Origin of the sequence: Thioalkalivibrio sp. ALJT (assembly GCF_000381825.1) — a bacterium.
In the GTDB taxonomy this organism is placed as follows: domain Bacteria; phylum Pseudomonadota; class Gammaproteobacteria; order Ectothiorhodospirales; family Ectothiorhodospiraceae; genus Thioalkalivibrio.
Window position 1 is genome coordinate 132,747 of record NZ_KB907123.1, and the last position, 25,896, is coordinate 158,642.

The 25,896-nt window shown below is 64.9% G+C and carries 25 protein-coding genes and 1 pseudogene; 6 read left to right on the plus strand and 20 right to left on the minus strand.

Annotation, left to right across the window (positions count from 1 at the left end):
* Nucleotides 1-3 precede the first annotated feature (3 nt).
* From cas7u to cas3u, 3 genes are read right to left on the minus strand one after another with little or no spacing between them, the layout of a single operon-like run.
* Nucleotides 4-1,044, minus strand: coding sequence for a type I-U CRISPR-associated RAMP protein Csb1/Cas7u (gene cas7u, locus G332_RS0104745; protein ID WP_019625851.1), 1,041 nt, complete (start codon nt 1,042-1,044; stop codon nt 4-6).
* A complete protein-coding gene (gene cas8c / locus G332_RS0104750) occupies nt 1,041-1,916 on the minus strand; it encodes a type I-U CRISPR-associated protein Cas8c (RefSeq protein ID WP_019625852.1) in 876 nt (291 codons plus the stop codon). Before cas8c ends, cas7u begins: the two co-directional genes overlap by 4 nt.
* On the minus strand, nt 1,916-4,579 hold the full coding sequence (gene cas3u, locus G332_RS0104755) for a type I-U CRISPR-associated helicase/endonuclease Cas3 (RefSeq protein WP_019625853.1): 2,664 nt from the start codon (nt 4,577-4,579) through the stop codon (nt 1,916-1,918). Before cas3u ends, cas8c begins: the two co-directional genes overlap by 1 nt.
* Nucleotides 4,580-4,941: 362 nt before the next feature.
* Here cas3u and G332_RS12675 point away from each other — a divergent pair, with 362 nt between their 5' ends.
* Nucleotides 4,942-5,262, plus strand: a complete 321-nt coding sequence (locus G332_RS12675) for a BrnT family toxin (protein ID WP_019625854.1) — start codon at nt 4,942-4,944, stop codon at nt 5,260-5,262.
* On the plus strand, nt 5,243-5,470 hold the full coding sequence (locus G332_RS0104765) for a BrnA antitoxin family protein (protein WP_019625855.1): 228 nt from the start codon (nt 5,243-5,245) through the stop codon (nt 5,468-5,470). The genes G332_RS12675 and G332_RS0104765 overlap by 20 nt, the downstream gene beginning before the upstream one ends.
* A gap of 192 nt (nt 5,471-5,662) precedes the next feature.
* On the opposite strand, the gene G332_RS0104770 is transcribed toward G332_RS0104765, so the two are convergent.
* Nucleotides 5,663-6,076: an HIRAN domain-containing protein gene (locus tag G332_RS0104770; RefSeq protein ID WP_019625856.1), complete on the minus strand. Its 414-nt coding sequence runs from the start codon at nt 6,074-6,076 to the stop codon at nt 5,663-5,665.
* A gap of 72 nt (nt 6,077-6,148) precedes the next feature.
* Between G332_RS0104770 and G332_RS13750 the strand changes: the two are divergent.
* Together G332_RS13750 and G332_RS0104780 are read left to right on the plus strand one after the other, a co-directional pair.
* Nucleotides 6,149-6,250: pseudogene (locus G332_RS13750) on the plus strand (histone deacetylase family protein); the annotation flags it as partial.
* A gap of 105 nt (nt 6,251-6,355) precedes the next feature.
* Nucleotides 6,356-7,522, plus strand: coding sequence for a Fic family protein (locus G332_RS0104780; protein ID WP_019625858.1), 1,167 nt, complete (start codon nt 6,356-6,358; stop codon nt 7,520-7,522).
* 157 nt (nt 7,523-7,679) lie between these two features.
* Here the strand turns inward: G332_RS0104780 and G332_RS13460 are convergent, their stop codons facing one another.
* From G332_RS13460 to dksA, 7 genes are all read right to left on the minus strand, one after another.
* The gene (locus G332_RS13460; RefSeq protein ID WP_019625859.1) at nt 7,680-7,838 is read right to left on the minus strand and encodes a hypothetical protein; all 159 of its coding nucleotides are present in this window, start codon (nt 7,836-7,838) and stop codon (nt 7,680-7,682) included.
* 87 nt (nt 7,839-7,925) lie between these two features.
* Nucleotides 7,926-8,456 (minus strand): MOSC domain-containing protein, encoded by a 531-nt coding sequence (locus G332_RS0104790; RefSeq protein ID WP_019625860.1) that lies wholly within the window; start codon nt 8,454-8,456, stop codon nt 7,926-7,928.
* A complete protein-coding gene (locus G332_RS0104795; protein ID WP_019625861.1) occupies nt 8,456-9,424 on the minus strand; it encodes a YafY family protein in 969 nt (322 codons plus the stop codon). The genes G332_RS0104790 and G332_RS0104795 overlap by 1 nt, the downstream gene beginning before the upstream one ends.
* Nucleotides 9,425-9,428: 4 nt before the next feature.
* Entirely contained in the window at nt 9,429-9,890 is a 462-nt protein-coding gene (locus G332_RS0104800) for a hypothetical protein (protein ID WP_019625862.1), read from the minus strand.
* Between the two features lie 328 nt (nt 9,891-10,218).
* The gene (locus G332_RS0104805) at nt 10,219-10,866 is read right to left on the minus strand and encodes a DUF1826 domain-containing protein (protein WP_019625863.1); all 648 of its coding nucleotides are present in this window, start codon (nt 10,864-10,866) and stop codon (nt 10,219-10,221) included.
* The gene (gene zigA / locus G332_RS0104810; protein WP_019625864.1) at nt 10,863-12,116 is read right to left on the minus strand and encodes a zinc metallochaperone GTPase ZigA; all 1,254 of its coding nucleotides are present in this window, start codon (nt 12,114-12,116) and stop codon (nt 10,863-10,865) included. Before zigA ends, G332_RS0104805 begins: the two co-directional genes overlap by 4 nt.
* 63 nt (nt 12,117-12,179) lie before the next feature.
* Complete coding sequence (dksA, locus tag G332_RS0104815) at nt 12,180-12,581, minus strand: RNA polymerase-binding protein DksA (RefSeq protein ID WP_019625865.1); 402 nt, start codon at nt 12,579-12,581, stop codon at nt 12,180-12,182.
* A 118-nt stretch (nt 12,582-12,699) separates the two neighbouring features.
* Here dksA and folE2 point away from each other — a divergent pair, with 118 nt between their 5' ends.
* The gene (gene folE2 / locus G332_RS0104820; RefSeq protein ID WP_081619755.1) at nt 12,700-13,644 is read left to right on the plus strand and encodes a GTP cyclohydrolase FolE2; all 945 of its coding nucleotides are present in this window, start codon (nt 12,700-12,702) and stop codon (nt 13,642-13,644) included.
* Nucleotides 13,645-13,851: 207 nt separating this feature from the next.
* On the opposite strand, the gene G332_RS0104825 is transcribed toward folE2, so the two are convergent.
* The 6 genes from G332_RS0104825 to metE form a co-directional block, all read right to left on the minus strand.
* On the minus strand, nt 13,852-14,697 hold the full coding sequence (locus tag G332_RS0104825) for a heme ABC transporter ATP-binding protein (RefSeq protein WP_081619756.1): 846 nt from the start codon (nt 14,695-14,697) through the stop codon (nt 13,852-13,854).
* Entirely contained in the window at nt 14,694-15,791 is a 1,098-nt protein-coding gene (locus G332_RS0104830) for an iron ABC transporter permease (protein WP_019625868.1), read from the minus strand. The genes G332_RS0104825 and G332_RS0104830 overlap by 4 nt, the downstream gene beginning before the upstream one ends.
* Entirely contained in the window at nt 15,788-16,621 is an 834-nt protein-coding gene (locus tag G332_RS0104835; RefSeq protein WP_019625869.1) for a hemin ABC transporter substrate-binding protein, read from the minus strand. Before G332_RS0104835 ends, G332_RS0104830 begins: the two co-directional genes overlap by 4 nt.
* Nucleotides 16,608-17,723, minus strand: a complete 1,116-nt coding sequence (locus G332_RS0104840; protein WP_019625870.1) for a hemin-degrading factor — start codon at nt 17,721-17,723, stop codon at nt 16,608-16,610. The genes G332_RS0104835 and G332_RS0104840 overlap by 14 nt, the downstream gene beginning before the upstream one ends.
* A gap of 16 nt (nt 17,724-17,739) precedes the next feature.
* Nucleotides 17,740-19,746, minus strand: a complete 2,007-nt coding sequence (locus G332_RS0104845) for a TonB-dependent hemoglobin/transferrin/lactoferrin family receptor (protein ID WP_019625871.1) — start codon at nt 19,744-19,746, stop codon at nt 17,740-17,742.
* A gap of 332 nt (nt 19,747-20,078) precedes the next feature.
* On the minus strand, nt 20,079-22,397 hold the full coding sequence (metE, locus tag G332_RS0104850) for a 5-methyltetrahydropteroyltriglutamate--homocysteine S-methyltransferase (RefSeq protein ID WP_019625872.1): 2,319 nt from the start codon (nt 22,395-22,397) through the stop codon (nt 20,079-20,081).
* Nucleotides 22,398-22,478: 81 nt separating this feature from the next.
* Here metE and G332_RS0104855 point away from each other — a divergent pair, with 81 nt between their 5' ends.
* Nucleotides 22,479-23,441, plus strand: coding sequence for a LysR family transcriptional regulator (locus tag G332_RS0104855; RefSeq protein WP_019625873.1), 963 nt, complete (start codon nt 22,479-22,481; stop codon nt 23,439-23,441).
* A gap of 166 nt (nt 23,442-23,607) precedes the next feature.
* Here G332_RS0104855 and G332_RS0104860 read toward each other — a convergent pair whose 3' ends face one another.
* Genes G332_RS0104860 through G332_RS0104870 form a run of 3 tightly spaced genes read right to left on the minus strand, consistent with a single transcriptional unit; the run spans nt 23,608 to nt 25,876 of the window.
* Entirely contained in the window at nt 23,608-24,474 is an 867-nt protein-coding gene (locus tag G332_RS0104860) for a class I SAM-dependent methyltransferase (protein ID WP_019625874.1), read from the minus strand.
* Nucleotides 24,475-24,507: 33 nt separating this feature from the next.
* Entirely contained in the window at nt 24,508-25,278 is a 771-nt protein-coding gene (locus G332_RS0104865; RefSeq protein WP_019625875.1) for a metal ABC transporter permease, read from the minus strand.
* Nucleotides 25,268-25,876: an ATP-binding cassette domain-containing protein gene (locus tag G332_RS0104870; RefSeq protein WP_026340609.1), complete on the minus strand. Its 609-nt coding sequence runs from the start codon at nt 25,874-25,876 to the stop codon at nt 25,268-25,270. Before G332_RS0104870 ends, G332_RS0104865 begins: the two co-directional genes overlap by 11 nt.
* Nucleotides 25,877-25,896 lie beyond the last annotated feature (20 nt).

Below are 25,896 nucleotides of genomic sequence, written 5' to 3' on the forward strand. Positions count from 1 at the left end.
TCCTTATTTGTCTTTCTTGGCCACGTCCTGCTTGGCAAGCTTCTTGTCGAACTCGTAGATCCCACCCTCACCCACACCGAACTCACGCGCAGCTTCCCGGGCATACCCCTCGGCAATTTCCAGGCTCAGGTCCAGATCGATCCGCTGGCCATTCCGGTTGATCTGCTGCCACGTGCCGGGTTCGTCGAAATCGGGAGTGATCAGGCAGCCCTGACGCAGGAAGCCATCCTGCGGGTCAGTGGCCGAAATCAGGGCGAGACCCAAAATGTAGCGTTGCAAGGCTTCGGCGTTGTCCCCCTTGAGGTGGCGGAGCGCCACCAGGTTCACAGTGACATCTCGGTAGATTCCTCCCCGAACGACAATCCCCCCAACACCATCGGCTGGGTTGTGGACAAAACCACGCTGCGCCAGGGGGCTCTTGGAGTTTCCCTCCGCCTTTTCCTTTTCCTTTTCATCAAAGACCTCGAGTTCGGCGTAATCCACCGGGGGGATATAGGTGGCCGCCCTGGAAATCTTGTCGACATCCCAGGCACGGATGACCGAGTTGACCAGGCGCGGCAACTTGGTCTGACTGTCTCGGGAATCCCAGGCACCGAATACCAGCGAGGTGGGGGCCAGTTTGGCCATGGGTTCGGCATCACCCTCCTTGTCGAACGCGGCAAAGGCCTTTCGCGCCTCGTCCGAAAGTTCGCGTGTCGAACGCACCAGTGCATCACCCAGCCGGTGGCCCGCATCAAGCATGGACACGGTGCGCCCGTTCTCGAGCTTGATGTCGACCTGCGGGACCAGATCCTTGTAGCGCTCCTTGAACAGTGGCTCCATGCGGTTGGCCTGTGAACCCACCGAATCCATCTGCGCTACTTTGGTGCCATCGGAGAGATCATCAATCACATACCCAATATTGGCGTACGTCGGCGGGAAGATGACACCTCCCTCACCCTCGACCGGCAACATCTTCTGCCGTAGATGCAAGGCCACAGGTCCGGAATCGCTCACAAACGAGTCCAGAAGTTCCTTGGTTACAGCTTGAGTCTCAGCCATCATGCTTTCTCCTCTTCCGCATATTGGACAATCTTGTTCTTCCCTGACATCTCGAGCGTGAACGTGAACAGTCGGCATTCAAATGCCCCAAAACCACCGGACAACATGGGCCGGGCCAGAACCGGAGAAAAGCTCTCTTTCCAGGTCCCGTACCGGTAACGCCTCTTGCCAAGCAGCCCCGGCCTCGCATTTTCCAGCCCCCAGGCGGCCATGATTTCAACAACGGGCGACCCCATAACCTTCTGGTCGTGTTCGTTCGGGGAATAGCCCGCATCGATTGCAGACCAGGCACATCGTGCATCCATGTTGAAGCTTCCCTTCATGGGTACAACCAAACCGAAGGGGTCTCGCACCAAGGCCTCACTGTCACGCTCCAGAAGTTGGGCGACGCCCGGAACGATCACCTTTCCATTGGCCTGAACTGTCCCGTGAATCTGGCTGGATGCAATCGAAAAGGCCGACCGATTCCCCGAATAGAGTTTGAACTCATCGCGAGTTGTGCCATCGGTCCAATGACCAAGCGGAATTGCGGTTCCTTGGTTGCTCAAAACGATGGGCAGTGAGGTCTGGTTGGGCTCGTCACCAGGGAAGCAATCGCCCGAGCGAACGACGTCGGTCATATCCCCTTTCTCGGGTGTCCACCCATCCGGTGCCGACTCGTGTATCTCTGAGCCGGCCAGAAATTCGAGTACCTGAGCAACGGGGTCTTCGCTCCGCGCATCAAGCACGAACGAGACTGCAGTGTCGTGATCACTTTCCCACTGAAATCCGCCTCTGGCATCGCCGAAAAGTTGGTCAGCCGCTTCCAGGAATCCCATGCAGGCAAGCACCTGGCCGGGGTTGAGCAGGTCTACTGGTATGCTGGAGGTGCCCATTATTTGCCTCCCCAGCTCAGCCGCGCGGAGGCCCGCTGGTCGGCCGCCCGTAGCAGTGACTCCCACCACGCCAATCCCCACGGTCCCCAGGTGGCTTGCAGACGAGCAAATCGCCTCGCGGCCTCTCGCGCTGTTTCGCTCCTTTCTTCGGGAGCCGCATCAGGATCAAAGGCTGAAATCACCGGTCTGGAAAAACCATGATGGGCTGCGACCAAGTGCTTGGCCAGGTCCTGTAAATGCGGCTCCAGGTTCGCGAACAACCCCTGTTTGTCACTGTCCCGAAGCGATCCGAACTCATGCCGATAGCCATTCAATCGTCTTCCATCACCACCGCCGAGCGTCTTGGCATAAGGTCCTCCGGCGAGAGGAGCGTTCATGGCCACCTGCCACAAGGTGCGTGCCTTGCCAAGGTCATGGGCTCGACCGGCCAACACCAGCATTTCGGCATAGGGACCCGGCAACCCGATCTCTTCGGCAATCCGGCGCGCTTCATCGGCCACCCAGGCCAGGTGCTCCGGCAAGGTCTGCGCGGCCGCCGCCACGGCCTGATCTCCCGCAGACGATGCCCCCTTTCCACGAGTTACAAACACGCGCAGTGCTTCCGCCGCTCCCTCGGCATTCGATTCAGGGGCGGCCACAGGTATCGTGGAAACCACCTTCCAATATTTGGTATCCGGGGCAACGTCTCCCGGCCCGACCGGAAAATAGCCGAGCCGGCTCCGCAACGCCTCGTCCCAATCACCGTCCAGGGTCGAATCGTGAGCGGGGGCTTTTGAATCCAGCATCCCGTCTCCACTCAAGCCGCCCAACCGCGCAGCAACGGCCAGCGTAGCGCCGCTCCAGGAGCTCAGTTCCCGTCGCTGCTCATCAGGTTTACGGCGACCAAGCTGTTCCAGATCGGTGATGGTCCATGCCCCCCTGAATTTCCCCGTGGGGCCCAGCGCGATCACCGCCGGCGCTCGTTCCGATTGGGGCAGCCGTTGCTCTTGTGGTGCCTCCGTGACCACCTCGCCGGCTCGTTTCAACAAGACTTCCATGACCAGCTGGGTCGTGGCCTCTAGCGTTTCCTCCAGATGGATGGGTGCGGCCTCGAAGTGGCTTTCCACATCCGCAGCCAGAGGCTCATCGGCATCCCGACGCCACGGCAAGGTGCGCCGCCACGCGACGGTGGTCTGCGGCTGCTCATCCACCCAACCACGCAACCAGGGGTCGATATCGGGCCGGCCCGCGTGCTCATCCAGGGAGGTCAAGGACCAGGCCTCCACCACGGGACGCGTCAGCGGCGGGCGGAGAGGTAGGGGCGTGGAAGCCTTCTGCATCATCTCGCGCAGCGGCGGATCATCAGCGGCCTCCTGCTTCACCTGTTCGATACCGGCCGGGCTGGCATCACGTGCTCCTTCCGTACCGACGGCGGGGAGTCTCTCCAGGCTGACGCGACGGGAAAGAAATATTTCGTGTTCTTCTTCACCCGCTTTCTTCTTCGGGGACAGGGCCAGCACGTCAATCCGGGCGCGTCGCTCTTCACCACCCCGGCGGTTGACCCGGCCAAAGCGTTGAACCATCCGCTCCCAGGCCACCAGATCGCAAACCAGGTGGTCCGCATCAAGGTCGACTCCCACTTCGCCCGCCGAGGTGGCAACCAGAAAGGTCGGCGTGTCGGGTACCGATGAGGGTTCACCCAAAAAGCCGTTCAGCTCGAGCCATGCCTGTAAGGCTTCGCGCTCGCGCACACGCCGAGCCCCGACAAGAAGCTCCGTGGCCTGTGGAAATTTTTCTTTTTTCAGGCGTTTGTCCAGGGCATCTTTCACTCGGGTTGCGTCGGTGCGCCGATCGCAAAAGACGAGCACTCGGGACGGGGCGCCATCAGTTCCCCGCTGCCACGCCTGCTCGACCAGGGCTTCCACCAGATTGGCGTCTTCGTCGAGCTGGTGCGCTATGAGGTGTTTCTCGGCCTTGAAGCGCTGGTGAGCCACAGGTTGAAGGGTTCGGTCAACCTCTTCAGGCTTCAGCTTGAAGACTTGATTGCTTTCCTTGCGCCCAGTGGCGGATAGCGGTAGCAAACGGAAAGGTGGAACAACCTCGCGGGCTTGTCCGGTTGCGTGTAACCCCTCATCGTTTGCCACGGTAGCCAGAAGGGCCTCGAATGGCGGGCAGAGGTGCGCCTCGTCGAGAACGACAAGGGTATCCGCCCCCAAAAGTCCGGCGTGAAAGGGCCGCATGCGAGAAGACACACCGTACCCGGAAAACAGGAGTCGGGATCCGATCATGTCGATGGTGCCAACCACAACGCTCGGGGCGGCCGGGTTCTGAAGCCACTCCCTGTTGTCGGCAAATTGTCCACGAAGTGTGGAGACCGTTAGGTCGGAAGTTCCGAGCGCCTCGGGGGCAGCCGTTTTCAGCCTCTCGGCAAATAGTGTGGCTTGGTCAACGACCGCGCGACGGTCGACAACATAAACCAGGCGGCGAGGAAGGGCGACGCCGGACGCTCTCGCAATAAGCCAGAGGGCAATGACCGTTGTCTTGCCGAGACCGGTAGGGACACCACAGGCGTCAGGGATGCGGCCTTGGGAGAACCAGTCCAGGAAAAGCCGGGTCTGCCACGCAAACGGCGCAAATCCGGTCAAGGCTTGGAAGCGAAGATTGAAATCCTCTTTCTCGGTCAAAACTCTCCCCTCCTTGTCATCAATCTAGCCCGTGCCGCTACAAGGGCATGGTGGGAGCTATCCGTGCCAAATCTGTCTTCCCGGGGATAGGTAAAAGCACTTCACTGATCCGGGCGCGGCAGCTTCCTGCTGCTCAAATGAGGCCGGGGCACCACCCCGGAAACACGCTCCTTGTTGGTTTCAAGCAGAATACTCTTACCTTTAATGAGGCCGTTTGGGACGGGCACTCCCTCTCTCGCAGTGTGTATACTAGACGCGGATGGATGCTTTTTCAAACCGAATATTCTTAAAACCATAAAATCGAACCGAGAGATCCGGTCCGAAATAACGGAATTGTCGTAACTACAATATGGAGCTACGCTTTGAGGAAGGGATTCCTGTGGGACGAGGCAAAGCGCCGAGCCAATCTGGACAAGCACGGCATCGATTTCGTGGATCTTCCGGCCGTCTTCGAGGGGGACACGCTGACCTACGAGGATGACCGCTACGATTACGGTGAGTGCCGATACATCACCATCGGACAGCTCGGCCCCATCGTCGTCCTCATCGCCCACACCGAGACGGCCGACACCATTCGGCTGATCCATGCACGCAAGGCGGGGAAGGCTCATGTCGACCAATACTTCAAAGAAATCGGAAACCGACTGGGACCGCCTGAATCGGATGGCGGACGAAGACATTGATACCTCGGACATCCCCGATCCGACTCCGGAGCAGTTCGCTCGCGCCGTGGCGCGGCGAGGGCTCGAACCCGCTCCACGCAAGCAGCAGGTAACGTTGCGCATCGACGCCGATGTTCTGCAGTGGTTCAAGGACGGTGGCAAGGGGTATCAATCCCGCATCAATGCCCTGCTCAGGGCGTATGTTGAGGCTCACCGGAACGATCAATGAGCGCGCACGTCCCGTTGTACTCCCTCAAGTGGCTCACAGAGTGAGCCCCCCCGGCTTGTCCGAGAAATTTCGGGCGCTGTTCACGAAAACCGCTTGAAGTGTGGATGGCGGCTGGTGTTCTGCTCGCGGGGGAGAACAACGCGCTGGGCCGGGTCAGACCGGTTGCTGGCCTGAGCCCCGGTGCCCCGGGACTCAGGTGGTGCCTTTGGGGCGGCGGCGGTACAGGCCGAGTTCGAGGCGGTTGTGGCGGTCGCCGTGGTCGCGTTTGTTGATGATGCGGGCGAGCAGGGGTTCGTCGCGGTCCAGGAGGTCGGCGGCGAGCTGGTTCTGTTCGCGCGGCAGGTAGCCGAGCTGGTGGTCGATCCAGTCGATAGCGACGGCCTTGTCATCGTGCGGGTTCAGCCGCTCGCGGCGCAGGGTCAGGGCCTGGCCGCGCTTGAGGGTGTGCCACAGTTTCGGGGCCTCGTGGTGGCGGTAGCCGGCCAGGGGGATGGTCTGTAGCAGTTCTTCGGTGGTGGCGGTGGCCTTGAAGGTGCTGCGGCGTGCGTAGTAGCCGCGCAATACGGGGATGCGGCGGGCTTGTCCGGTGCGGTGGGTCGGTCGCATGGTCGCGCTCCTGTTGGGGGTTGTGACCGTTTTACCACCGGGGGTGGCTCACAGAATGAGCCACCCCCCCTGTATGGCGTGGGCCGTGCCGCCATTGTCGATTTCGATATGCACCACGGCGATGGCACCGAGTCGCTGGTGGCGGGCGAGCCTTCCGATATGACCTCCCGAGCATCTTCCCTTGAATAGGGGGAGCAGATTCATGGGGTGGGTGCTATTAACGAAAACCGGCCAAAGTGATAATAGTGGCTGTCGTTATTCTCACGAGTGATTGCAGCCATGCAGCGAGGTCTTTCGGGACAGTACGAGATCGGCTCCGTGGTGGGGCAGGAAGAGGTGCGCGCATTTGTCCCGGCGCCTCTGCCCCCGGATCCGCTCCCGGATCTGGCCGGTGAGCGGGGGCGTCTGCATGAACAGGCCCTGCTCGCCTGCGGGCGGCTGGACGCGATTACCGCGCTCCTTCCGGAGCCGGATCTGTTCCTGTACGCCTATGTGCGCAAGGAGGCGCTGGTTTCCAGTCAGATCGAGGGGACCCAGTCCTCGCTGTCGGATCTGCTGCTCTTCGAACTGGAAGAGACGCCGGGCGTCCCTTTTGATGATGTGGTGGAGGTCTCCAACTACATCGCCGCGCTGGAACACGGACTCGGGCGTTTGCGGGAGGGATTCCCCTTGTCCAATCGCCTGCTGCGGGAGATCCACGAACGCTTGCTGGCCCGGGGGCGAGGGGCCGAGCGGCAGCCCGGCTCGTTGCGTCGTACCCAGAACTGGATTGGCGGAACCCGGCCCGGCAATGCGCATTTCGTCCCGCCGCCCCCACAGCGTGTGGAGTCGCAGATGGCCGATCTGGAGCGCTTCCTCCACGACGACCAACAGCCGTTTTCGGCCCTGATCAAGGCGGCGCTGGCCCACGTGCAGTTCGAGACCATCCACCCTTTCCTGGACGGTAATGGCCGTATGGGCCGGCTGCTGATTGCGTTGATCCTTCACGAAGACCGTGTGCTGCATCAGCCGCTGCTCTATCTGAGCCTCTATTTCAAGCAGAACCGGGAAGAGTATTACCGGTTGCTCGATGCAACGCGTCGCGAAGGTGACTGGGAGGCGTGGCTGGACTTCTTTCTGGAGGGAGTGCTGACGACGGCCAACGGGGCGGTGGAGACCGCCCACCGGCTTCTGGATGTCTTTCGGGAAGACCGGGAACAGGTGGAGGGGACGGGGCGCTCTGCTGCCAATGCCCTGCGCGTGTTCCATGCCCTGGGCACACGGCCGGTGGCCTCGATCAATGACCTTGCGGAGCGTTCCGGGGTGGCCTACCCCACGGCGTCTCGCGCGGTCGAGGCGCTCGAAGGGTTGGGGATTCTGCGGGAGATCACAGGGCGCCGCCGGGACCGCGTCTTTGCCTACTGGCGTTATATCGCGGTGCTCAACGAGGGTGCCGAGCCCTTGTAGAGAGGGGCGACAATCCCGATGCCCGGGATGTAATGGGGTTAACGAGCGGGTGCCCGAAGGCGACGTCGGGTGCAGCGCTATTCACGAAAAGAAGACGAAGTGTGAATTTGGAACGCTTGTCTCCAGACACTGGGACGCACCCACGCGGACGTGCGATTCAATCAGCGTCTCCCTTAGGGTCATCGTGGTAGCGGTGGCCGACGAGCGGTATGCGCTGCAGCAGTTCCTCGGTGGTGGCGATGCGGTTGTACTCGCCGTGCGGGGCGTGGTCGCTGCGCACGGCGGGAATGGAGCGGACCTGCCGGGGTTGCGCCATGGAGGGTCTCCTTCGGTGGACTTGGCTACCGTTCCATCACCGGGGGTGGCTCACAGAATGAGCCACCCCTCTGCCTTTTTTGCGCGTTTATTCGGGGCCGCCTGTTGGCGCTTCCGTCTCCCAGTGCACGCGATCGCCGCACTGAATGACACCGGTTTCCAGCGGTTGCAGGCAGATGCCGCTGTCCTGGCGCAGGGCTCTGGCGAAGTTGTAGCCCACCACCTGGTTGAGCCAGCCGCAGGGCGGGCGGGGGCGGGTGATGGCAAAGCGCACGGCACCGATGCGCAGGGTGCCCGTGCGCGGGCTGTGCCGGAGGCCGCTGACGACGAGGTTGCGGCGGTGTTCGCCGGGCGCGGGTGTGGCCGGCTCGCGCAGGCGTCGGGCGCGGCGGGTGGCGCGTTCCAGTTCGGTGACCGTGATGAGGGTGACGGGGCAGGATTCCACCGTGTGCCAGTGGCCCTGGCCGGTGGCGTAGCGGTCGCCGGACAGGCCCTGCGCGGTGACGGCGGCGGTGGCCTGTGCGTACATCGGGGCGCCGGCGCGGTCGGCGAGCCAGATCGTCTCCAGCTGGCCGCGGGCGCGGCCTGGCCGCAGGCTGCGTAACCAGCGGCGCAGCATCAGGCCGGGTCCGGGTATTGTGCGGCTGCAGCGTGCAGGGTCGCGGCCACACGCTGGCGCAGGGACGCCGGGCTGAGGACCTCGACGCCGGAGCCGTGGCGCAGGATTTCCTGGATCAGCTCGGTGGGATCGGCATAGGGCACCTGCAGGCGGTAGTGCTCGTCTTCGAAGTGGCCGGTCTGGTCCGGGTGCCAGCACTCGTCGGCGACCCAGCGTGCGTGCTCCGGGGTAAAGCGCAGATCGGCCCACTGCTCGGCCGGGCCGGTGAAGATACCGAAGGCGGCGCCGATGTGGGCGTCCAGGGCGGTGTCGTCCAGTGTGTAGTAGTGGCCAGCGGACGGGGTACTGGAACGGATGCGCTCCAGGGCAAAGGTGCGCAGGGCGCCGGCCTGTTCGCACCAGGCGATCAGGTACCAGTTGTCGCGGTAGTACAGCAGTCGCTGCGGGTGGACGCTGCGGTGGGTGGCGGTATTGCGTGCGCGGCCGTGATATTCGATGTGGACCGGCTGTTCGCTCAGGGTGGCTTCGGCGATGGCCTGGAAGGTGTCGCTTTGGCGGCCGCGCGCTGCCAGTGGCTGGATCTGGATGCGCCGGCGCAGGGTGTCCATGTGCTGGTTGCCGCTTGCCAGCAATGCGCGGATGCGGGTCTTCAGCGGCCCGATGGTCGGTGCCAGCAGGCCGGGTTGCACGTCTTCCAGGAGCTGCTCCATGGTCAGCAGGGCCAGCAGTTCGGATTCGTTGAACCACAGCCCCGGTAATTCGAAGGCCGGGGCATCCTGCGCATAGTGGTAGCCGTTGGCCTCCGGGTCGTAGGTGACCGGCGCCTGCATGAAGTCGCGCATGTATTCGAGGTCGCGCTTGACGGTCGCGCGCGATACCTCGAGCACCTCCATCAGGTGTGCCAGCGATGGTGGCTGGCGCGCCCGCAGCAGGCGGTCCAGGTGGAAGATGCGTTCGGCGCGGTTCACGGCATCAATGCGGCGGTGGGCATTTCCGGAACGCTACGTGGAGAACCTGCCCCTTGGCAATGTCACGGTGTTTTTGGGTCGGCTGTGCCGTTCCGGGCGCCCGGGTGCAGGTCAGGTGCCGTGAGCGGCGGCCAGCGGCGGTGGGCTCGCGGGTGTGCCCGTGCGCGGGGCGGTCGGGGTGGGTGTTTGCGGCGTGAGCGCTCACCGCGGGTGCGGAGGCGGGTTCTGACGGTCTGCGTTGCACGGTGATGCCCTCCAGGCAGGCCTCCAGGATGAGCTCGCGAATCGTTTCGTGGGCCGTTGCGCGGGATTGCGGGCCGCAGCAATCCGTGGGTGCGATGATGCCAGTATCCAGCAAATCCCGAAGTTCCTGGCCGCGCCATTCGGCCACGATTCGATGCGAGCGTTCGTCGATGATCCGGAGCGAGGGGTTCGGGTTTTCCAGCCATGCGTCGAGGGTGAACATTCTGCCTCCATATAAATGATAACCATTCGCATCCATGATCACGTAAGCGGGATGCGCGCGTCAAGCACTGAATGCCGGTCGCCATGCGGGGTTGTGGATGCAGTGGCGCGGTCGGTCTGATCGACTATTCCGGGACCGGAGGCGGGGGCGCATCAGGGGGTCGGGGTGTGCGCACGCCGGACGTCGCGGTTGGGTACTGCGGGCGGCGTCCGTCGTGGCCACCAGTCCGTGTTCGCGAACCGGGGCAATCGGGATGCAAGGCGCGATTTCATCCCGATGGTTACGGGCAGGGAGGGCGTCGCCTCTCGGCGCGCGCAGCGGTCCCGGGTCAGGGGTGGTCGAGTCGTACCAGCAGGCGTTGCGGGTCGCCTGTGACGGGCGGCGAGCGATGCACGGCTGCCAGCCCGCCGCAGGTGGGTGAGCGTTTGCCCTTCATCAGGATGACGGCGCCGCGGTCCAGCGCGATTGGCGGATGCCCGGCAAGAACGCCTTCGTTGTCGCCACAACCCAGGCGGTCGCGGTTTACGAAGCGGTCGTCTGCATACTCGGTTCCGGGGCCGGTGTAGCTGCAGACCATCCGCAGGATGTTGTGGTCCTCATGAAACAGGGGGCAGGGCTGGTGGGCCAGTACCTCAAGTTGCAGGCGGATACTGACTGCATGCGCCACAACTGCGAAGTTGTGCGCCAGCCGTTCAAGATCATATGCCAGACGATGAATCTTGAACGGTGGCAGGTCGGCGGATGCGTGCAGCCGTTCCCGGACCTGGTCCGGCCGGCAGCGGGCGTCCAGGATCATTCCGGGGCCTTGGGATACCAGAGCACGGGCCTGGTCCCTGAGCTGCGGATCCAGGCTTCGGCGCCAGATGAGGGCGTTCACATTGCTCCGGTGAATGCCCTTGAGCTCGGTGGCACGATCAATGAAGCGGTGCCGCGCCGGCGCCTTGCCGAGCGGCTGTGAGGTTTGTGAGGCCTTCATGCGGGTACGTCCGGGCGCGGTTCCGTGGTCTCCATTTCGGGCTCGGCGTCCTCGGCCCCGAGACGCCAGACCGGGAACGGATCGGTATAGCGGACCCAGCCTTCCGGGCCTTCCAGCATCTCGTCGTCGGTGAGGAGGCAGGCGTCGAGACGCTTGCGCATCGCATCCGCGTCCATGTGGATGCCGATCAGTACGATCTCCTGGCGTCGGTCCCCGAAGCGGTCATCCCAGACCGGGGCGATGGCCGTTTCCCACCAGTCCTCGTGGGTCGGGCGTTTCTCGGGGGCAACGGCTGCCCACCAGAACCCGGCGGCGTGGTGGGTCAGCGCCCCGCCGGCCTGAGACAGCGTGCCGGCCCAGTCCGGACGCGAAGCCAGCCAGAACCAGCCCTTGCTGCGGATGATGCCGGGCCATTCCTCGTGCAGCAGGTCGAAAAAGCGCTCCGGATGAAACGGCCGGTTGACGCGGTACACGATGCTGGAGATGCCGTATTCCTCGGTCTCCGGGGTGTGGCCACCCATCATCTCCTGGGCCCAGCCAGCGGCCTGGGAGGCGCGTTCGAAGTCGAAGCGTCCGGTACCCAGCAGGGACTCCGGTGCGACCTGGCCGTGGGTGGTTTCGATAATGCGGGCGTCACGGTTAAGGGCCCGCAGGACGCCACGTACCGTATCGAGCTGTTCCGCCGTCGGGCGATCCACCTTGTTCAGGACGATGACGTCGGCGAACTCGATCTGGTCCACCAGCAGGTCGACGACGGTGCGGTCGTCTTCCTCGCCGAGCGATTCGCCGCGGTCGCCCAGGAAATCGCTGGACGCGTAGTCCTGCAGCAGGGCCCCGGCATCCACCACCGTGACCATCGTGTCGAGGCGGGCGACATCGTCCAGGGACTGTCCGTCTTCGTCGCGGAAGGCAAAGGTGGCTGCGACCGGCATGGGCTCGGAGATGCCGGTGGATTCGATGACCAGGTAGTCGTACTGCCCGGATTCGGCAAGGCGACGCACCTCCACCAGCAGGTCGTCCCGCAGCGTGCAGCAGATGCAGCCGTTGGTCATCTCGACCGTGCGGGCATCGGTACGCGTGACGGCATCCTGCCCGCCGCGGATCAGGGCGCTGTCGATATTGACCTCGCTCATGTCGTTGACGATGACCGCGACGCGCAGCCCCGACTGGTTGTGCAGGATGTTGTTCAGCAGGGTGGTCTTGCCGGCGCCGAGAAAGCCGGAGAGGACAGTGACGGGAAGACGTTTCATGGTACCTCCTGGAGATCGGGATGCCCGGGCACCGGGTGCGCCCGGATCGAAAGGTGGTGGGCCTCAGCGCAGGAACACGTGCTCGGTCTTCTCCTGACGTTCCTTGACCTCGATGGAGAGGGTTGCCGTGGGGCGCGCCAGCAGCCGCGGCAGACCGATAGGCTCGCTGCTGACTTCGCAGTAGCCGTACTCGCCCGTCTGGATGCGGTCCAGGGCCTGGTCGATCTTGCGCAGCAGGCGGCCCTCGCGTTCCTGTACGCGCATCGAAAGGAGTCGGGATTCCTCGATGGCCGCGCGGTCCAGTTCGTCCGGGGTGCGCTCGTTTTCGAGCAGATCATCCCGGGCACCTTCAATGTCGGCCAGGATCTCGTCGCGCATTTCGAGCAGTCGCTTGCGGAAGAACGCGAGCTGGGCCTCGTTCATGTAGTCCTCGGCCGGCATGGCCAGGAGTTCTTCGCGGGTCATGGGGTTTCTGTCCATTACGCTCATGATGTTACAATATAACGTTTCGATTAATCCCCGACAACAAGGATCGGCTCCGCGTCTGGTAAAGGGGGCCGACTCTCATGAAAACAGGTGCCCTATGTCTTCTACCTGCGTGTCTCCCGCCTTGCCGGATTCGAAAACCGCCACGACCGATCCGCTGCCGGACATCGCCGCGTCGGCGCCCACGCATGCGTCCACACTCGACTGGGTGGGTATGGAGGACATCAGCCTTCCGCTGTATCTGGCGGGCCAGCCGGTGCTGGCCCGCGCCAGTGCGGGCGTGAGCCTCGACGCTGCCGGCGCGCGCGGGATTCATATGTCCCGGCTCTACGGGGCCCTGCGGGAGCTCGAGTCCCGCGAGCTGGATGCCGCGCGGCTGTCGGGTGTGCTCGAAGCCTTCCTGGCTTCGCACGAGGGGCTGTCCAGCGTGGCCGAGGTTCGTCTGGCCGGGGCGCTGCCGCTGGAGCGCCCGGCCCTGGTCAGTGAGGCAGCCGGGTGGAAGCGCTATCCGTTCCGGATCGCGGCACGCAGCGAGGCCGGAGCGGTTGCGCTGGAGCTGGAGATTGAGGTCGGCTATTCCTCCACCTGTCCCTGCTCCGCTGCCCTGGCACGGCAGGCGATTCAGGAGCAGTTCGACCGCGATTTCTCGCAATCGGCGGTGGATGCGGCCACGGTACGCGAATGGCTGGGGCGGGCCGAGGGCATTGTCGCGACACCCCACAGCCAGCGCAGCGAGGCAACCGTGACCGTCGGGCTGGACCCGCTCGTGCCGACGCTGCCGCTGCCCACCCTGATTGATCGCGTGGAACGGGCACTGGGCACGGCCCTGCAAACCGCGGTGAAGCGTGTCGACGAGAAGGCCTTCGCGCTCGCCAATGGCCGCAATCTGATGTTCTGCGAGGATGCCGTTCGGCGGCTGGATGACGCCCTGAATGCGGATTACGCCCCACAGGGCTATCGCGTCCACGTCCGCCACCGCGAGAGCCTGCACGCACACGACGCGGTGGCCCGTGTCGAACGCCGTGCACCCGACAATCGCTGAATCTGCGTCTTTCCAGGAGCCTGCCGGACCCGGGACGGATCGGCTGCGCGAGGGCAGGACCGCGGTCCCTTTTCCCGCGTTCCCTCGTGGCCATCGCTCCCACTACGGAAGCGCTGAGTAGAGCCATCCTGGCTTTCTCGGCGTTACCCTGCGCGCCCCGCGAGATCGAAAAAAGGGTCTCGCTCTCCTGCCCGACGCCCGCGACGTTCAGCCGACCCTGACCGGCTCGTGGGCCGGCCCCAGGAGGTGGATCTGCAAGGGTGCCCCCGCGGCACCTGGCGTGACTCGGGCGCGCACACCCCAGACGCGCTCCAGAATCGTGGCGTCCAGGATGTCCCGCGGGCGCCCTTGCGCTGCAACACGCCCATCGTGCAGTAACGTCAGGCGATCCGCATAACGGCCTGCCAGGTTCAGATCGTGGAGGATGACCAGGATGGCGCTGCCGGCCCGGGCCTCGTCGCGCATGCGTTCAAACAGCTCGAACTGGTGCCTCAGATCCAGCGCGGAGGAGGGTTCATCAAGCCGCAGCACCGGTGCTGCGGGGTCCGGCGCCGGTCGGGCAACCTGGGCCAGCACCCGGGCCATCTGTACGCGCTGACGTTCCCCTCCGGAGAGGTCGCTATAGCGTTGCGGGGCCAGATGAAGGACGTCCATGCGGTGCATGGCGCGACGCACGATCTCGGGGTCCTCCAGTGGTGTGGCGTGCGGGAGACGCCCCAGGGCGGCTACCTCCCACGCGGTGAGGGGAAAGCTGACGGTGGTCTCCTGCGGCAGAATGCCGCGACGGCGCGCCAGCATTCCGGGGCACCATGCCGGTAACGGGTGGCCGTCGAAGAGGATCTCGCCTGCGTCCGGTTCAAGGGTGCCGGACAGCACCGAAAGCAACGTGCTCTTGCCTGCGCCATTGGGGCCCATGACGGCATGGATCTCGCCGGGCATTACGCTCAGCGAAGCCTCCTGCAAACGCCAGCCACGTTGCCCCCGCACGGAGACCCCGGATACCTCCAGCACGCTGTCCCCGGGCGGGTCGATGGCTTGAGTGAGGGCGCTCATCCCAGGCGTCCCCGCATGCGCAGCAACAGCCAGAGGAAGAAGGGTCCGCCGACCAGCGCGGTCAGCAAACCGATGGGCAGTTCGGCCGGGGCGACCACCACCCGGGCGAAGGCATCGGCCATGACCAGCAACAGGGCGCCCCCCAGCGCAGATGCGGGGAGGAGGTAGCGATGGTCCGGGCCGATCGCCATGCGCAGGATATGCGGGACGACCAGCCCGACAAAGCCGATGATGCCCGAAAGAGCGACCGCCGAACCGACGGCCAGCGCGGCCATGACAATGACCAGCAGTTTCAGTCGGTGCACGGAAAACCCGAGATGCCGCGCCACGTTTTCGCCCAGCATCATTCCGTTCAGACCCCGCGCGGCCAGCGGCAGGACCAGAAACGCGAGGGCAATCAATCCCGCTCCCACGGCCAGGGAGGCCCACTCCGCCTGGGCGAGGGACCCCATGTTCCAGAAGGTCAGCGTACGCAGTTGCTGGTCATCGGCCATGTACACCAGCAACCCGGTGCCAGCGCCGGCGATCGCATTGATCGCGATGCCAGCCAGCAGCAGGGTCGCCACGGCCGTCTGCCCCTGGTGACTGGCCAGACGGTAGACCAGTAACGTGGTGACCAGCCCCCCGAGGAACGCCGCCACGGGCAGCGCCGCCATGCCCAGCCACCCTACCAGCGGCGCCAGCACCGTGCCCCCGAGCACAATCACCGCCACCGCTGCGAACGCGGCTCCCGCGGCGACCCCGATTAATCCGGGGTCGGCGAGCGGGTTCCGAAACAGCCCCTGCAGCGCTGCACCGCTGGCGCCCAGCGCCGCTCCCACGAGGGCACCCAGCACCACACGCGGCAGTCTCACTTCGAGCAGCACGTAGCGGGTCCACTCGTCGCCTCCGGCCCCCGGCAGCAGGACGAGAAGATCCCGCGGGGAGGTCGCCACGGCGCCGGTGAGCAGACCGATTATCATGACCAGCCCCAGCGCCGGGATCAGTGCCAGGGTCACATAGCGCGCGCGAGTCTGGCGTGATCCCGGGTGCTCGCTCCCGGTCGGCGCTTGACCTTCGACCGCGAGTCCCGCGCGTTCGAGGACGGCGCTCATGCGATCGGCGAGCGATGGCCGGTGTCGTGGGCCACCGCACGCTGCAGGAACGTCGCGACCTCGGACACGGCCTGGCCCAGACGCGGCCCGAAGCCCAGCCAGAACAAGGTATCGCCCTGCAGTGTCGGGACGCCCCGCAAGGCCGCGTCGGTCGCGGCGGCCCCGGTGGTGAGAACGGCATCGGGATGCTTCTGCATGAGTGCCTCCACCGATACGGGCCGATAGCCTTCAAACTCGGAAAACACGTTGCGGCCCCCGGCGAGCTGCAGCAGTGCATCTGCCTTGGTTGCACGCCCGGCCGCGACCGTTGCGCCTTCCCCGTGCGACATCAGAAACACCGCGCGAGGTGCCTCGGACGGGGTCTTGCGGCGGACCGCTTCCAGTTCGGTCGCGACTGAGTCGATGATCTTCTGCGCCTCGTCCCGGCGTCCGAACAGGTCGCCCAGGCTCAGGGTGCGGGCACGAAACCCCTCGAAGCCTGGCTCTCCGGGCAGTACGATCTCGTCGATGCCCATTCGCTCGAGTCTCCGCAGGGTGCGCTCCGGTCCGGCCGAGCCGTCATGCAGCAGGGCACTGGGCCGGAGCGCTGCAATCCCCTCCAGCGGCAACGTGTGCTGGTACCCGACGGTCGGTAGCGCGCGAGCGGTCTCCGGGTAGGTGCTGGTCGTGTCCACACCGACCAGGCGACCGCCTTCTCCGAGTGCAAAGATCGTCTCGGTTACGCCCCCGCCAATCGACACCAGGCGTTGATCCGGCGGTCCGGCCGTGGCACCGGTCGCCGGCAGGGCCAGCAGCGCGAGCAGGGAGCGCAGGATCTCACGACGCGACATGATGGCTTGCCTCGGCCGAGTTGCAGGGCTCAAGGACGCCCAGCAAGGCCCGCCAGCGCGGGTCCTGGGGGCGCCCCGGCTTGCGTTCGCCAAATACCTGCATCAGCAGCGTTCCCTGCTCGTCAAACAATTCCAGCGAGTGAACCGGCCCATCCACCGTCGGTTTCGCGACGACCCACGCGGAATGGATGGCGCTCACGCGCACATGCAGGTTGAACTGGGGATCGAGGACGTTGAACCAGTCCCCGGCAGGTACCAGTTTCGATACCGGTCCCGTGTGAATCTGAACCAGGCCACGGTTGCCCACAAACACCATGATGGGCAATGCGTCGTCGCGGGCGTACTCCAGGACGATACGGCCTGCATCCTGCTGTACCGGATAGGCGCGTTCCGAGCCCGCCAGACGGAGCGATTGCAGGCGACCGACTCCAAACTGCCGCAGCAGATCGACGAAGTCATGCGTGTCCTTCAGTGCATCCCAGCGCGCCCGCATGGCCCCCACATCCACGAACGAGTCGGGTGGATCCGCGGGAATCGCATGGGGCGCCGACACGCGAATGCCGGGTGACTGATCCGCTGCACGAAACCGGCCGACCAATCGTGACCACGCGGCATCATCCGTTTGCTGCGTGGCGTAGATCTTGTGTAACGCGAGGCCGTCATCACAAAACACCTGCAGGCTGTGACGCACTCCGCTGCGGGTCTCCTCGGTGACGGCGAATACATGATCCCACTGGCTCAGGAACAGGCGCAGATCGATGTCCGGGTTCACCAGCAAGCCCATGTTTCCGAATACCTTTGCCCCAAGGTACTTGCCGTGCTTTTCGTGTACGACATGCTCGTTGCGCGTGAGGGCCATCACCGATCCCAGGGACTCGAGTTCCGCCAACAGGTCCGCCCAGGCAGGGCGCAGACGCACGATCGTCAACCCGTCACAGCGGGCGGCCACCAGCTGCGCCTCGGATACCCCCAGGCGATCGGCCGCATCGCGCGCACGAATCTGAGGTTCGGCGTCCTTCAGGCTCTGCCAGCGTTGTACGATCTCGCGCGTGGATTCGGGGGTGGGTTCCTGCAGTGGAGACAAAAGGGTCATGGCGTTCATGGCAATCCTCCCGGGATCAGAAGCGGTATGTGGCCTGGAGACGCAGGTTGCGTCCCGGGCTGTTGAGAGCTGACAGATGATTGCGGTAGGTGCGGTCGGTCAGGTTGTCGACACCGAGATCAACCCGCAGCGCGTCGTCGAAATGCTGCGGGTGCCAGCTGAGGAAGAGATCGAACAGGGTGTAGCCCGGCGTGGCGGTGCCATCCTCCGGCACGCGATCCTGGTCGCGCACGGCCGTCATCCGACCGCCCAGGAGCCACGCTGGCGACAACGCCCGGGTGCCCGCCTCCAGGGACACCTGGTCGGCCGGCATGCCTCCCAGCGGGGTGCCCTGGGCGCGGTCCACCCCGCGCAGACGCGAGCCCGCGAGCTTCAGATAGCCGGAACGGGTCTGGTAGCCCACTTCCAGTTCCTGCCCGCGAATGCGCGCCTCCCGCACGTTTTCGTTCAGAGTTCGACCGGTCGGCACGGGAAAGAACGAATCAAACACCACGCGCTGTTCGATGAAGTCGCTCAGACGGTTCTCGTACGCGGAGACCCGCACGTTCAGACGATCCCCGTCGCGCAGGATGCCGTCTGTCTCGTACGTGGCGCCGACTTCGACGTTGCGCGCGGTTTCCGGGCGCAGGTTCGGGTTAGGCTCGAAAAGGTTGCCGGGAAAGTGCTGACCGCCGACATACAGCTCCGTCAGCGAAGGGGCGCGAAACGCCTCGGCATAGCTCGCGTAGGCATCGAGGTTCTGGCTGAGTGCGTAACGCGCCGCCAGTTGCCACGAGGTCTCGGACTCGCTGCGTGAAGGTTGCCCCGCAGCCTCCTGCCTGAACCGGTCCATGCGTACGCCGGGCGTGAGCTCGATGCGTTCGCCGAAAAACATCCTGTGGTGTGCGAACGCGGAGGCCACGGTTTGTTCGGCGTCGGGGAACTGCGGTCGATCCAGGCCATTGCGGGTGCCGGACTGATCATCCCGATACAGTTCACCGCCCAGGATCAGCAGATGATCGACCGATCCTGTCGCAAACCCCTGACGAAACGTCGTATCGAGGCCGAGTGTGGTCAGCGCGGTTTCGTCATGCCGACCGTCTTCGAGGCGGGTCTCGTCCAGATCGACGCGCGTGCGGTACACAACCACATCCAGCTCGCGCACGTTGGCCGTGTCCGGGCGCCATTCGTAGCCGAGCGTTTGGGTGTCGCTGCGGGTATTGCGGTCAACAATGTTGTCTGTGCTGGCGGTGTTCGCCGCCGAGGGGATCTCGTGGTCGTTGCGATAGGCGCTCAGGCCCAGTTCGAACCGGTGGTGTTCGTGCGGCTGAAAGGATGCGTTGACCAGCCCCGAGAGGACAGCGTCGGCGGTGTTCGGCACATCCTCGCCGCGGCCATCGGCGAAGTCGCTGGCGTTGCGCCGTGCCACGCTTCCGAGCAGGCCCCAGCGCTCGCCCCGGGTCGCTGCGGTACCCGCCAGCAGGGTTTCCTGCCCCTGGTCCCGGTAACCGCCCGTGACCCTCCCGCCCTGTGTTTCACCCGGGTGCAGAAAGTCATCTGCGCGCTGGGTCCGCAGGCTCATCACCCCGCCCAGCGCACCGCTACCGTGCTGGGTCGAGGCAGGGCCTCGTAGCACCTCGACCTGTTGCAGGATCTCGGGATCGAAGAATACCCGGCCGCGGTGCCCGGAACGAAAGTTCTGGCGCGCACCGTCCTGGCGTATGACCACGCGCTCGTCCCCCAGACCGCGGATGACCGGCTGCAGCGCCGTCGTGCGGGGGCCACCGCTGGTGGTGACACCGGGCATGTCTTGCAGAACGTCATCCAGAGAACGCGCCTGCTGTTGCTGCAGCGTCTCGCGGTTCTTGACCGAGGCCTGCGAGGGACCGTCCTGGCTCGTGGTTCCGAAACGGTCGGCATAGACGCGAACCGGCTCGAGTTGCAGCGGACCTTCCGGCGTGCCCCCGGTCGCAGGCGAGGCCAGGCCAAGGCCCAGCAGGGCGAGGCCCGCGGAACGGTACAGTGTGGTTTGCTTGCGATGCATCAGCCCTTACCTCTGAATCAAGGCGGTCTGGCTGGCATGCAGAAGCGGCTGGCTAGACAACAGTGCGAAAGTGGAGATACGTCGCCGCAGCGCCCGTGTCTCGTATTTATGCGAATAATACTGATTCGCATTTGCATGTCAAGCACGATCAGCGTGCGCATTCAGGAAACATTCGAGCCGAGAACATAAAAAAGCCGCCGGATGCGCAATCCGGCGGCAATGCTTACGGAGGTTGGAGAGACCAAAGGCAGGGAGTCGCCTTTCGTCCTGGCGACACACAGCTGTCCAGGCCGTGTATCTAAGTGAGAATGATACTCATCTCTGTTTTTGCGTCAAGCCCCGGAACGGGCTTTTTGGCCGGCCTCGGAATGGCGACTCCGCATCTCGCGCGCAGCATGGACCATCGCCTCCAGCGATGGACGGACCTCGTCCCAGTTGCGGGTCTTGAGTCCGCAGTCGGGGTTGACCCACAGCCGTTCGGCCGGGACTCCGCGTGCGGCCTTTTCCAGCAGCGCGACCATCTCCTCGACCTGCGGGATGCGCGGAGAGTGGATGTCATAGACGCCCGGTCCGATCTCGTTCGGGTAGGTGGAGCGCTCGAAGGCATCCAGCAGTTCCATATCCGAGCGTGCGGTCTCGATGGTGATGACGTCGGCATCCAGTGATGCGATGGCATCGATGATGTCGTTGAACTCCGAGTAGCACATGTGGGTATGGATCTGGGTGACATCGGACACACCGGAGGTCGCGACACGGAAGGAACGGGCGGCCCACTCCAGGTAGTCATTCCATTCGCCTCGACGCAGCGGCAGGCCCTCCCGGAACGCGGGTTCGTCGACCTGGATCACGCCGATCCCGGCGCTTTCGAGATCGGCGATCTCGTCGCGCAGCGCCAGCGCGATCTGCATGGCAATGGCCTCGCGCGGCAGGTCGTCGCGTTCGAAGGCCCATTGCAGCATGGTGACCGGGCCGGTCAGCATGGCCTTGGTCGGCTTGTCGGTCAGGGACTGGGCATAACGCATCCACTCGATGGTCATGGGTGTGCTGCGCTGCACATCGCCGTAGATGATCGGGGGTTTCACACAGCGGGAGCCGTAACTCTGTACCCAGCCATGCCGGGTGAAGGCATAACCGTCGAGTTGCTCGCCGAAATACTCCACCATGTCATTGCGTTCCGGTTCGCCGTGAACCAGCACGTCCATGCCGATCGTTTCCTGGAAGCGGATCACACGCGCGATCTCCTGGCGCATGGTGCGCTCGTAGTCTTCCCGGGATACTTCGCCGCGGCGGTAGTCTCGACGTACCCGCCGAATGGTCCGGGTCTGCGGGAAGGAGCCGATGCTGGTCGTCGGGAACAGCGGGAGGTTGAGTGCGCGTTGTTGCAGCGGTGCACGTTGTTCATAGGCCGAGCCGCGGCAGTCATCGTGCGGTGCCAGTGCCTCCACCCGTTTCCGCACCAGTGGCTGGTGTGTACGCGCGGCATTCTGGCGGCTGTTGCGCGCGCGGCGGCTGCGCTCCAGCTCTGCGGCGATGGCTGCACGGCCCGCGGTCAGGCCACGCTTGAGGGCCGCCAGCTCGGCGAGTTTCTGCCTTGCGAAGGCCATCCAGCCGTGCAGTTTCGTATCCAGCCCGGTCTCCTGTTCCAGGTCCACCGGCACATGCAGCAAGGGGCAGGAGGGTGCCAGCCACAGGCGGTCGGCACCCAGGCTGCTCGCGGCCGGCTCCAGGGTGTCCATGCAGGCCTCCAGGTCGGCAGCCCACACGTTGCGACCGTCGATGACGCCGAGCGACAGGATCTTGTCCTGCGGCACTCGCGCAATCAGGGTGGATACTTCGCTCGCGCCGCGCACGGCATCCACATGAAGCCCGGCGACCGGCAGTTCCATGGCGAGATCGCGCTGGCTGCCAAGGGTGCCGAAGTAGGTTGCGAGCAGGATGCGTGGCCCACCCCGATGGAGGCGGTCGTAAGCGGTCTGCAATGCCGATTGCCATTCGACCGGGAGATCCGTTGCGAGGATGGGTTCGTCCATCTGGACCCAGCCAGCCCCCTCGTCTCCGAGCCATTCAAGGAGCTCTTGATAGATCGGGACGAGCCGGTCCAGCAATTCGAGGGGCTCCCCGTCATCCTTCATTTTCGCCAGATACAGGAAGCTGACGGGGCCGAGCAGCACCGGCTTGGGTTGCAGCCCCATTGCGCGCGCCTCGCGGATCTCGGTCTGCAGGCGGCTCGGATCGGCCGCGAAGGTTTGCTGGAGCGTCAGTTCCGGGACCAGATAGTGGTAGTTCGTATCGAACCACTTGGTCATCTCGAGGGCCGGCACATCCGGCAGCCGGGCGTTTCGCGAACGCCCGCGGGCCATGTAGAAGGCCAGATCCAGCGGGTCTTCGCTCGCCGCCGCGTGGAAGCGCTGCGGCAGAACCCCCAGGGTGAGCATCATGTCCAGCACGTGATCGTAGAAACTGAAGTCGCCGACCGGGACTTGCTCGATGCCCGCCTCGCGCTGCCAGCTCCAGTGCCGTCGGCGCAGTTCGCGCCCCGTTGCTTCCAGTTCTTCGCGGTTGCTGTCGCCGCGCCAGTAATGCTCGAGCGCGGTCTTCAGCTCGCGTCGGGCACCGATACGGGGAAAGCCAAGGTTATGCGTGGTGATCATGGATGGGTCTCCGGGTTGAACACGCGGCCCAGTCTCCGCAAGCTGTAGGCATGAGTAAAACGATATTTCTTCATTGTTTTTATGAATATTGATCATGACCTGGCGATCACCCTGGACGTTCGCCACCTGCGGGCGATTCGGGAGATCGTGCGCCTGGGCAGCGTGACGGCCGCAGCCGAAAGCCTCTGCGTGACGCAGTCGGCGCTGTCGCATCAGTTGCGTCAGTTGGAGGAACGGTTGGGCGTTACCCTGTTTGAACGCCGTACGCGGCCTGTGCGGCTGTCGGGTGCGGGCGAGCGATTGTTACAGGCGGCCGACCGGGTGTTGCCCGAGATCACTGCCGCCCAGCGCGATGTGGTGCAGATCCGCGACGGGGGGCGTGGCCGTCTCTTCCTGGTGCTGGAGTGTCACAGTTGCTTTCAGTGGTTGATGCCCGCGGTCGGGGCCTTTCGGCGGCACTGGCCGGAGGTGGAACTGGATCTGACCCTCAGCCATGGTTTCACGGCCCTGGACGCCTTGCGCAACGGTGATGTGGATGCCGCCGTTGCAGTCGATCCGGTGGATGATCCCGACCTGGAATCGGTCCACCTGATGGACTACGAAAATCTCCTGGTGGTGCCGGCCGGACACCGGCTGGCCGAGCGGCCTTGCGCGGCGCCGGAGGATCTACATGGGGAGACGTTGATCACGTATCCGGTCAGCGAGGAGCGTCTGGATATTTATCGGCGCTTTCTGCATCCGGCGGGGCTTTCGGTCCCGCGGCGGACCACGGAGGTCAGCGCCATGCTCCTGCAACTCGTGGCCAGTCGCCGCGGGGTTGCGGTCCTGCCGGACTGGGCCCTTCCGGAGCTGGAGGCCGGGCTCGACGGCGGGGCCGCCGGACCGCCTGCGACCCGGCGTGTGCGGCTTGGCCCGGAGGGCCTTTGGAGCCAGCTGGCGATCACCGTTCGTCGTGCCGACCGGGAGCGTCCGTACATCCTGGATTTCGTCGCAACCGCGCGCGACATTCTGCGCGAGGCCAGGGGCCAGGGAGACGCTGATTGAATCGCGCGTCCGCGCTCGAGTCGCTTTTGCGTGCGTTTAATGCGCGGTGACGGCCGTGCAGTCACTCTGCTACAGGTGAACCGCAACGCTGTGCGTGCGCGACGATCGCGCAAACCCGGCCGGCTTCTGCCCCAGTTGATGGTTTCCAATACCCGGTATTACAGGGTCATGCGGCGTTTCCCCGGGAGCCGGCTGCGGAGGCCTGCGGGGGTTGTGCGGGATCGGGCAGGCCGCGATGGCGTTCGGCCATGGGTTCGGCGGTAATCAGGTAGTCCGCGCCGTGTTTTAGCCCTTCCTGGCTGCGGGCCAGTGGCAGGGCACGTTTGCGCAGGGCCTCGATCTGGTGATGCATGGCCTTGGCCAGGCCGGCGTCGCTGAAATGCGGCAGTTGCCGCAGGCACAGGTCGAGCTGGCCGTTGACGAAGCGTTCGCGGTACTGAATGGGGAAATAGCGCACATTCAGAACCCGAAATCCGGCGCTGCCGAGATGGCGCATGACCCAGGATGACGGGTATTCGCGATAGGGCCGGTTGCCGGCGATCAACAGGCAGGCGTCGCGCAGGCGCCCAATCTCGCGCACGATCGCGGCTGCCTCGTCTTTGGGTTCGATCAGCACATAGGGTTCGACCCCGACCAGATAGAGGCGCTCGCCCACATGGGGACGCACTCGGTGCAGCGCGCGGTCCTGCCAGTAGGGCGCGAACCCCTCGATCGCGCCGATGAAGTAGTCCAGCAGGACGGTGTCGAAGCGTTCACCGAACAGGAGCTGATCGGACATCCAGTTGCCGACCAGGATGCGGTCCTGTCGGCGCAGGCCGGGCCCGGAGGCCTTGCGTGTGGCTTGGGCCATCTCCTGCGTGGCGGTGACAGCTGTCCAGCGTTCGGTGTCCAGACTGCAGATCCACTCGATGGATTTGCGCCCGGTCCCGGCATCCAGAAAGCTGCCCCAGGGCAGGTCGCCCTGTGCCTTCTCGATGGCCTGAAAAATGGGCGACGTGCTGGTGGATGGTGAATTCGAGATTCTGGATGTCATGGTACGGCTCGTGGGTTGTGAGTGCGGTCGGGGTCAGCGCAGCATGGCGGCGATCCGGGCGCCGAGCGCCAGGACGACATTCACCAGCACCAGCACCGGAGCGAAGGGCTGATCCAGCGGCAGGCTGATGGCCCAGGCGGTCAGGAACCCGACCATGGCGATGCCCTGTGTCCAGAGGAGCAGACCGGTCAAGTTGCGCGCCAGCCAGGCCGCGCCCCATGCCGGGAGCAGCAGCGTGGCCAGGGCGGCCGGCAGGCCCAGCACCATGCTGCCCAGCACGATGGCCGCGACCAGCCAGACAATCTCGCCGAGCCGCTGCCACAGCACCGGGGTGCTTGCGGCGGCTACATCCGGTGCGATTTGGGCATGCAGCCAGATGCGGCGCAGCACCGGGATCATCAGCACGGTCAGCAGGGCCAGCCCCACTGCCGCCTGGAGCTCGCCGGGGCCGGCAAAGTAGAGCTGCCCTTCGGCCCATGCGGCCGCAGCCAGGCTGGCCTGCGCGAAATTGGCCGCCAGCAACGTGACCGCCGCCAGGCCGGCGAGAAATACGGCCAGTGGCAGGCGCTCGCGTTCGCGGCTGCGTTGCAGCAGCGCCATGACCCCGCCCCCCAGCAGCAGGGCAACCGGCAGTACCGGCCAGTGCAGGATGGAGGCGAACACGCCGCCGACGGCGGCCCATTGCCCCAGTGCGAGGGCTTGCCAGACCGATCCGCGCAGGAACAGACCGGCGCCGGCCAGTGCCAGGAGTATGGTGATCAGTACGCCGGCGAGGAACGGTATCAGCAGCAGATCACCGGGCATCGAGATACTCCGCGAGGGGATGGATTTCCAGCTCGAGCGCCCGCAGGAACGCATCATCGTGGCTGGTGATCAGCAACGTTGTCTGGGTCGGGACGGTCTTGATCAGTTCGATGGCGTCGGAGCGAACTTCGGCATCCAGGTGATTGGCGGGTTCGTCCAGCAGAATCAGTCGCTGCGATGATGCGTCGTCCGCGTGGCTGTTCAGCACGGCGGCCAGGCGCAGCAGTTGCCACTGACCGCCGCTGAGCCGGTCCAGGCGTCGATCCAGCAGGGCGCGAACGCCCGCATGTGCGGGTGTCGTGGCGCCCATTGCGCGAAACCAGTCATGCCCCGACAGGGGCCAGGGCTGCGGGCGGTGGTGGTCCTGTGCCAGCAGGCTGATACGGGCCGCAGGGGCGGGCTGGAAAAGCCCGCCATGGACCCGGGCCTGGCCGGTGATGGCCTTCAGCAACAGCGACTTGCCCGCTCCGTTGGGGCCGGTCAGCGCCCAGCGGGCGCCGGCGGGTATCTCCAGAGTCAGCGGGCCGATCACCGGCCGGTCAAATCCCAGCCGGGCCGAGCGTGCGCTCAAGATGGGGGGAAGGGCTTCGGGCGGCATGCAGGCTCGCAGAAAGAGGG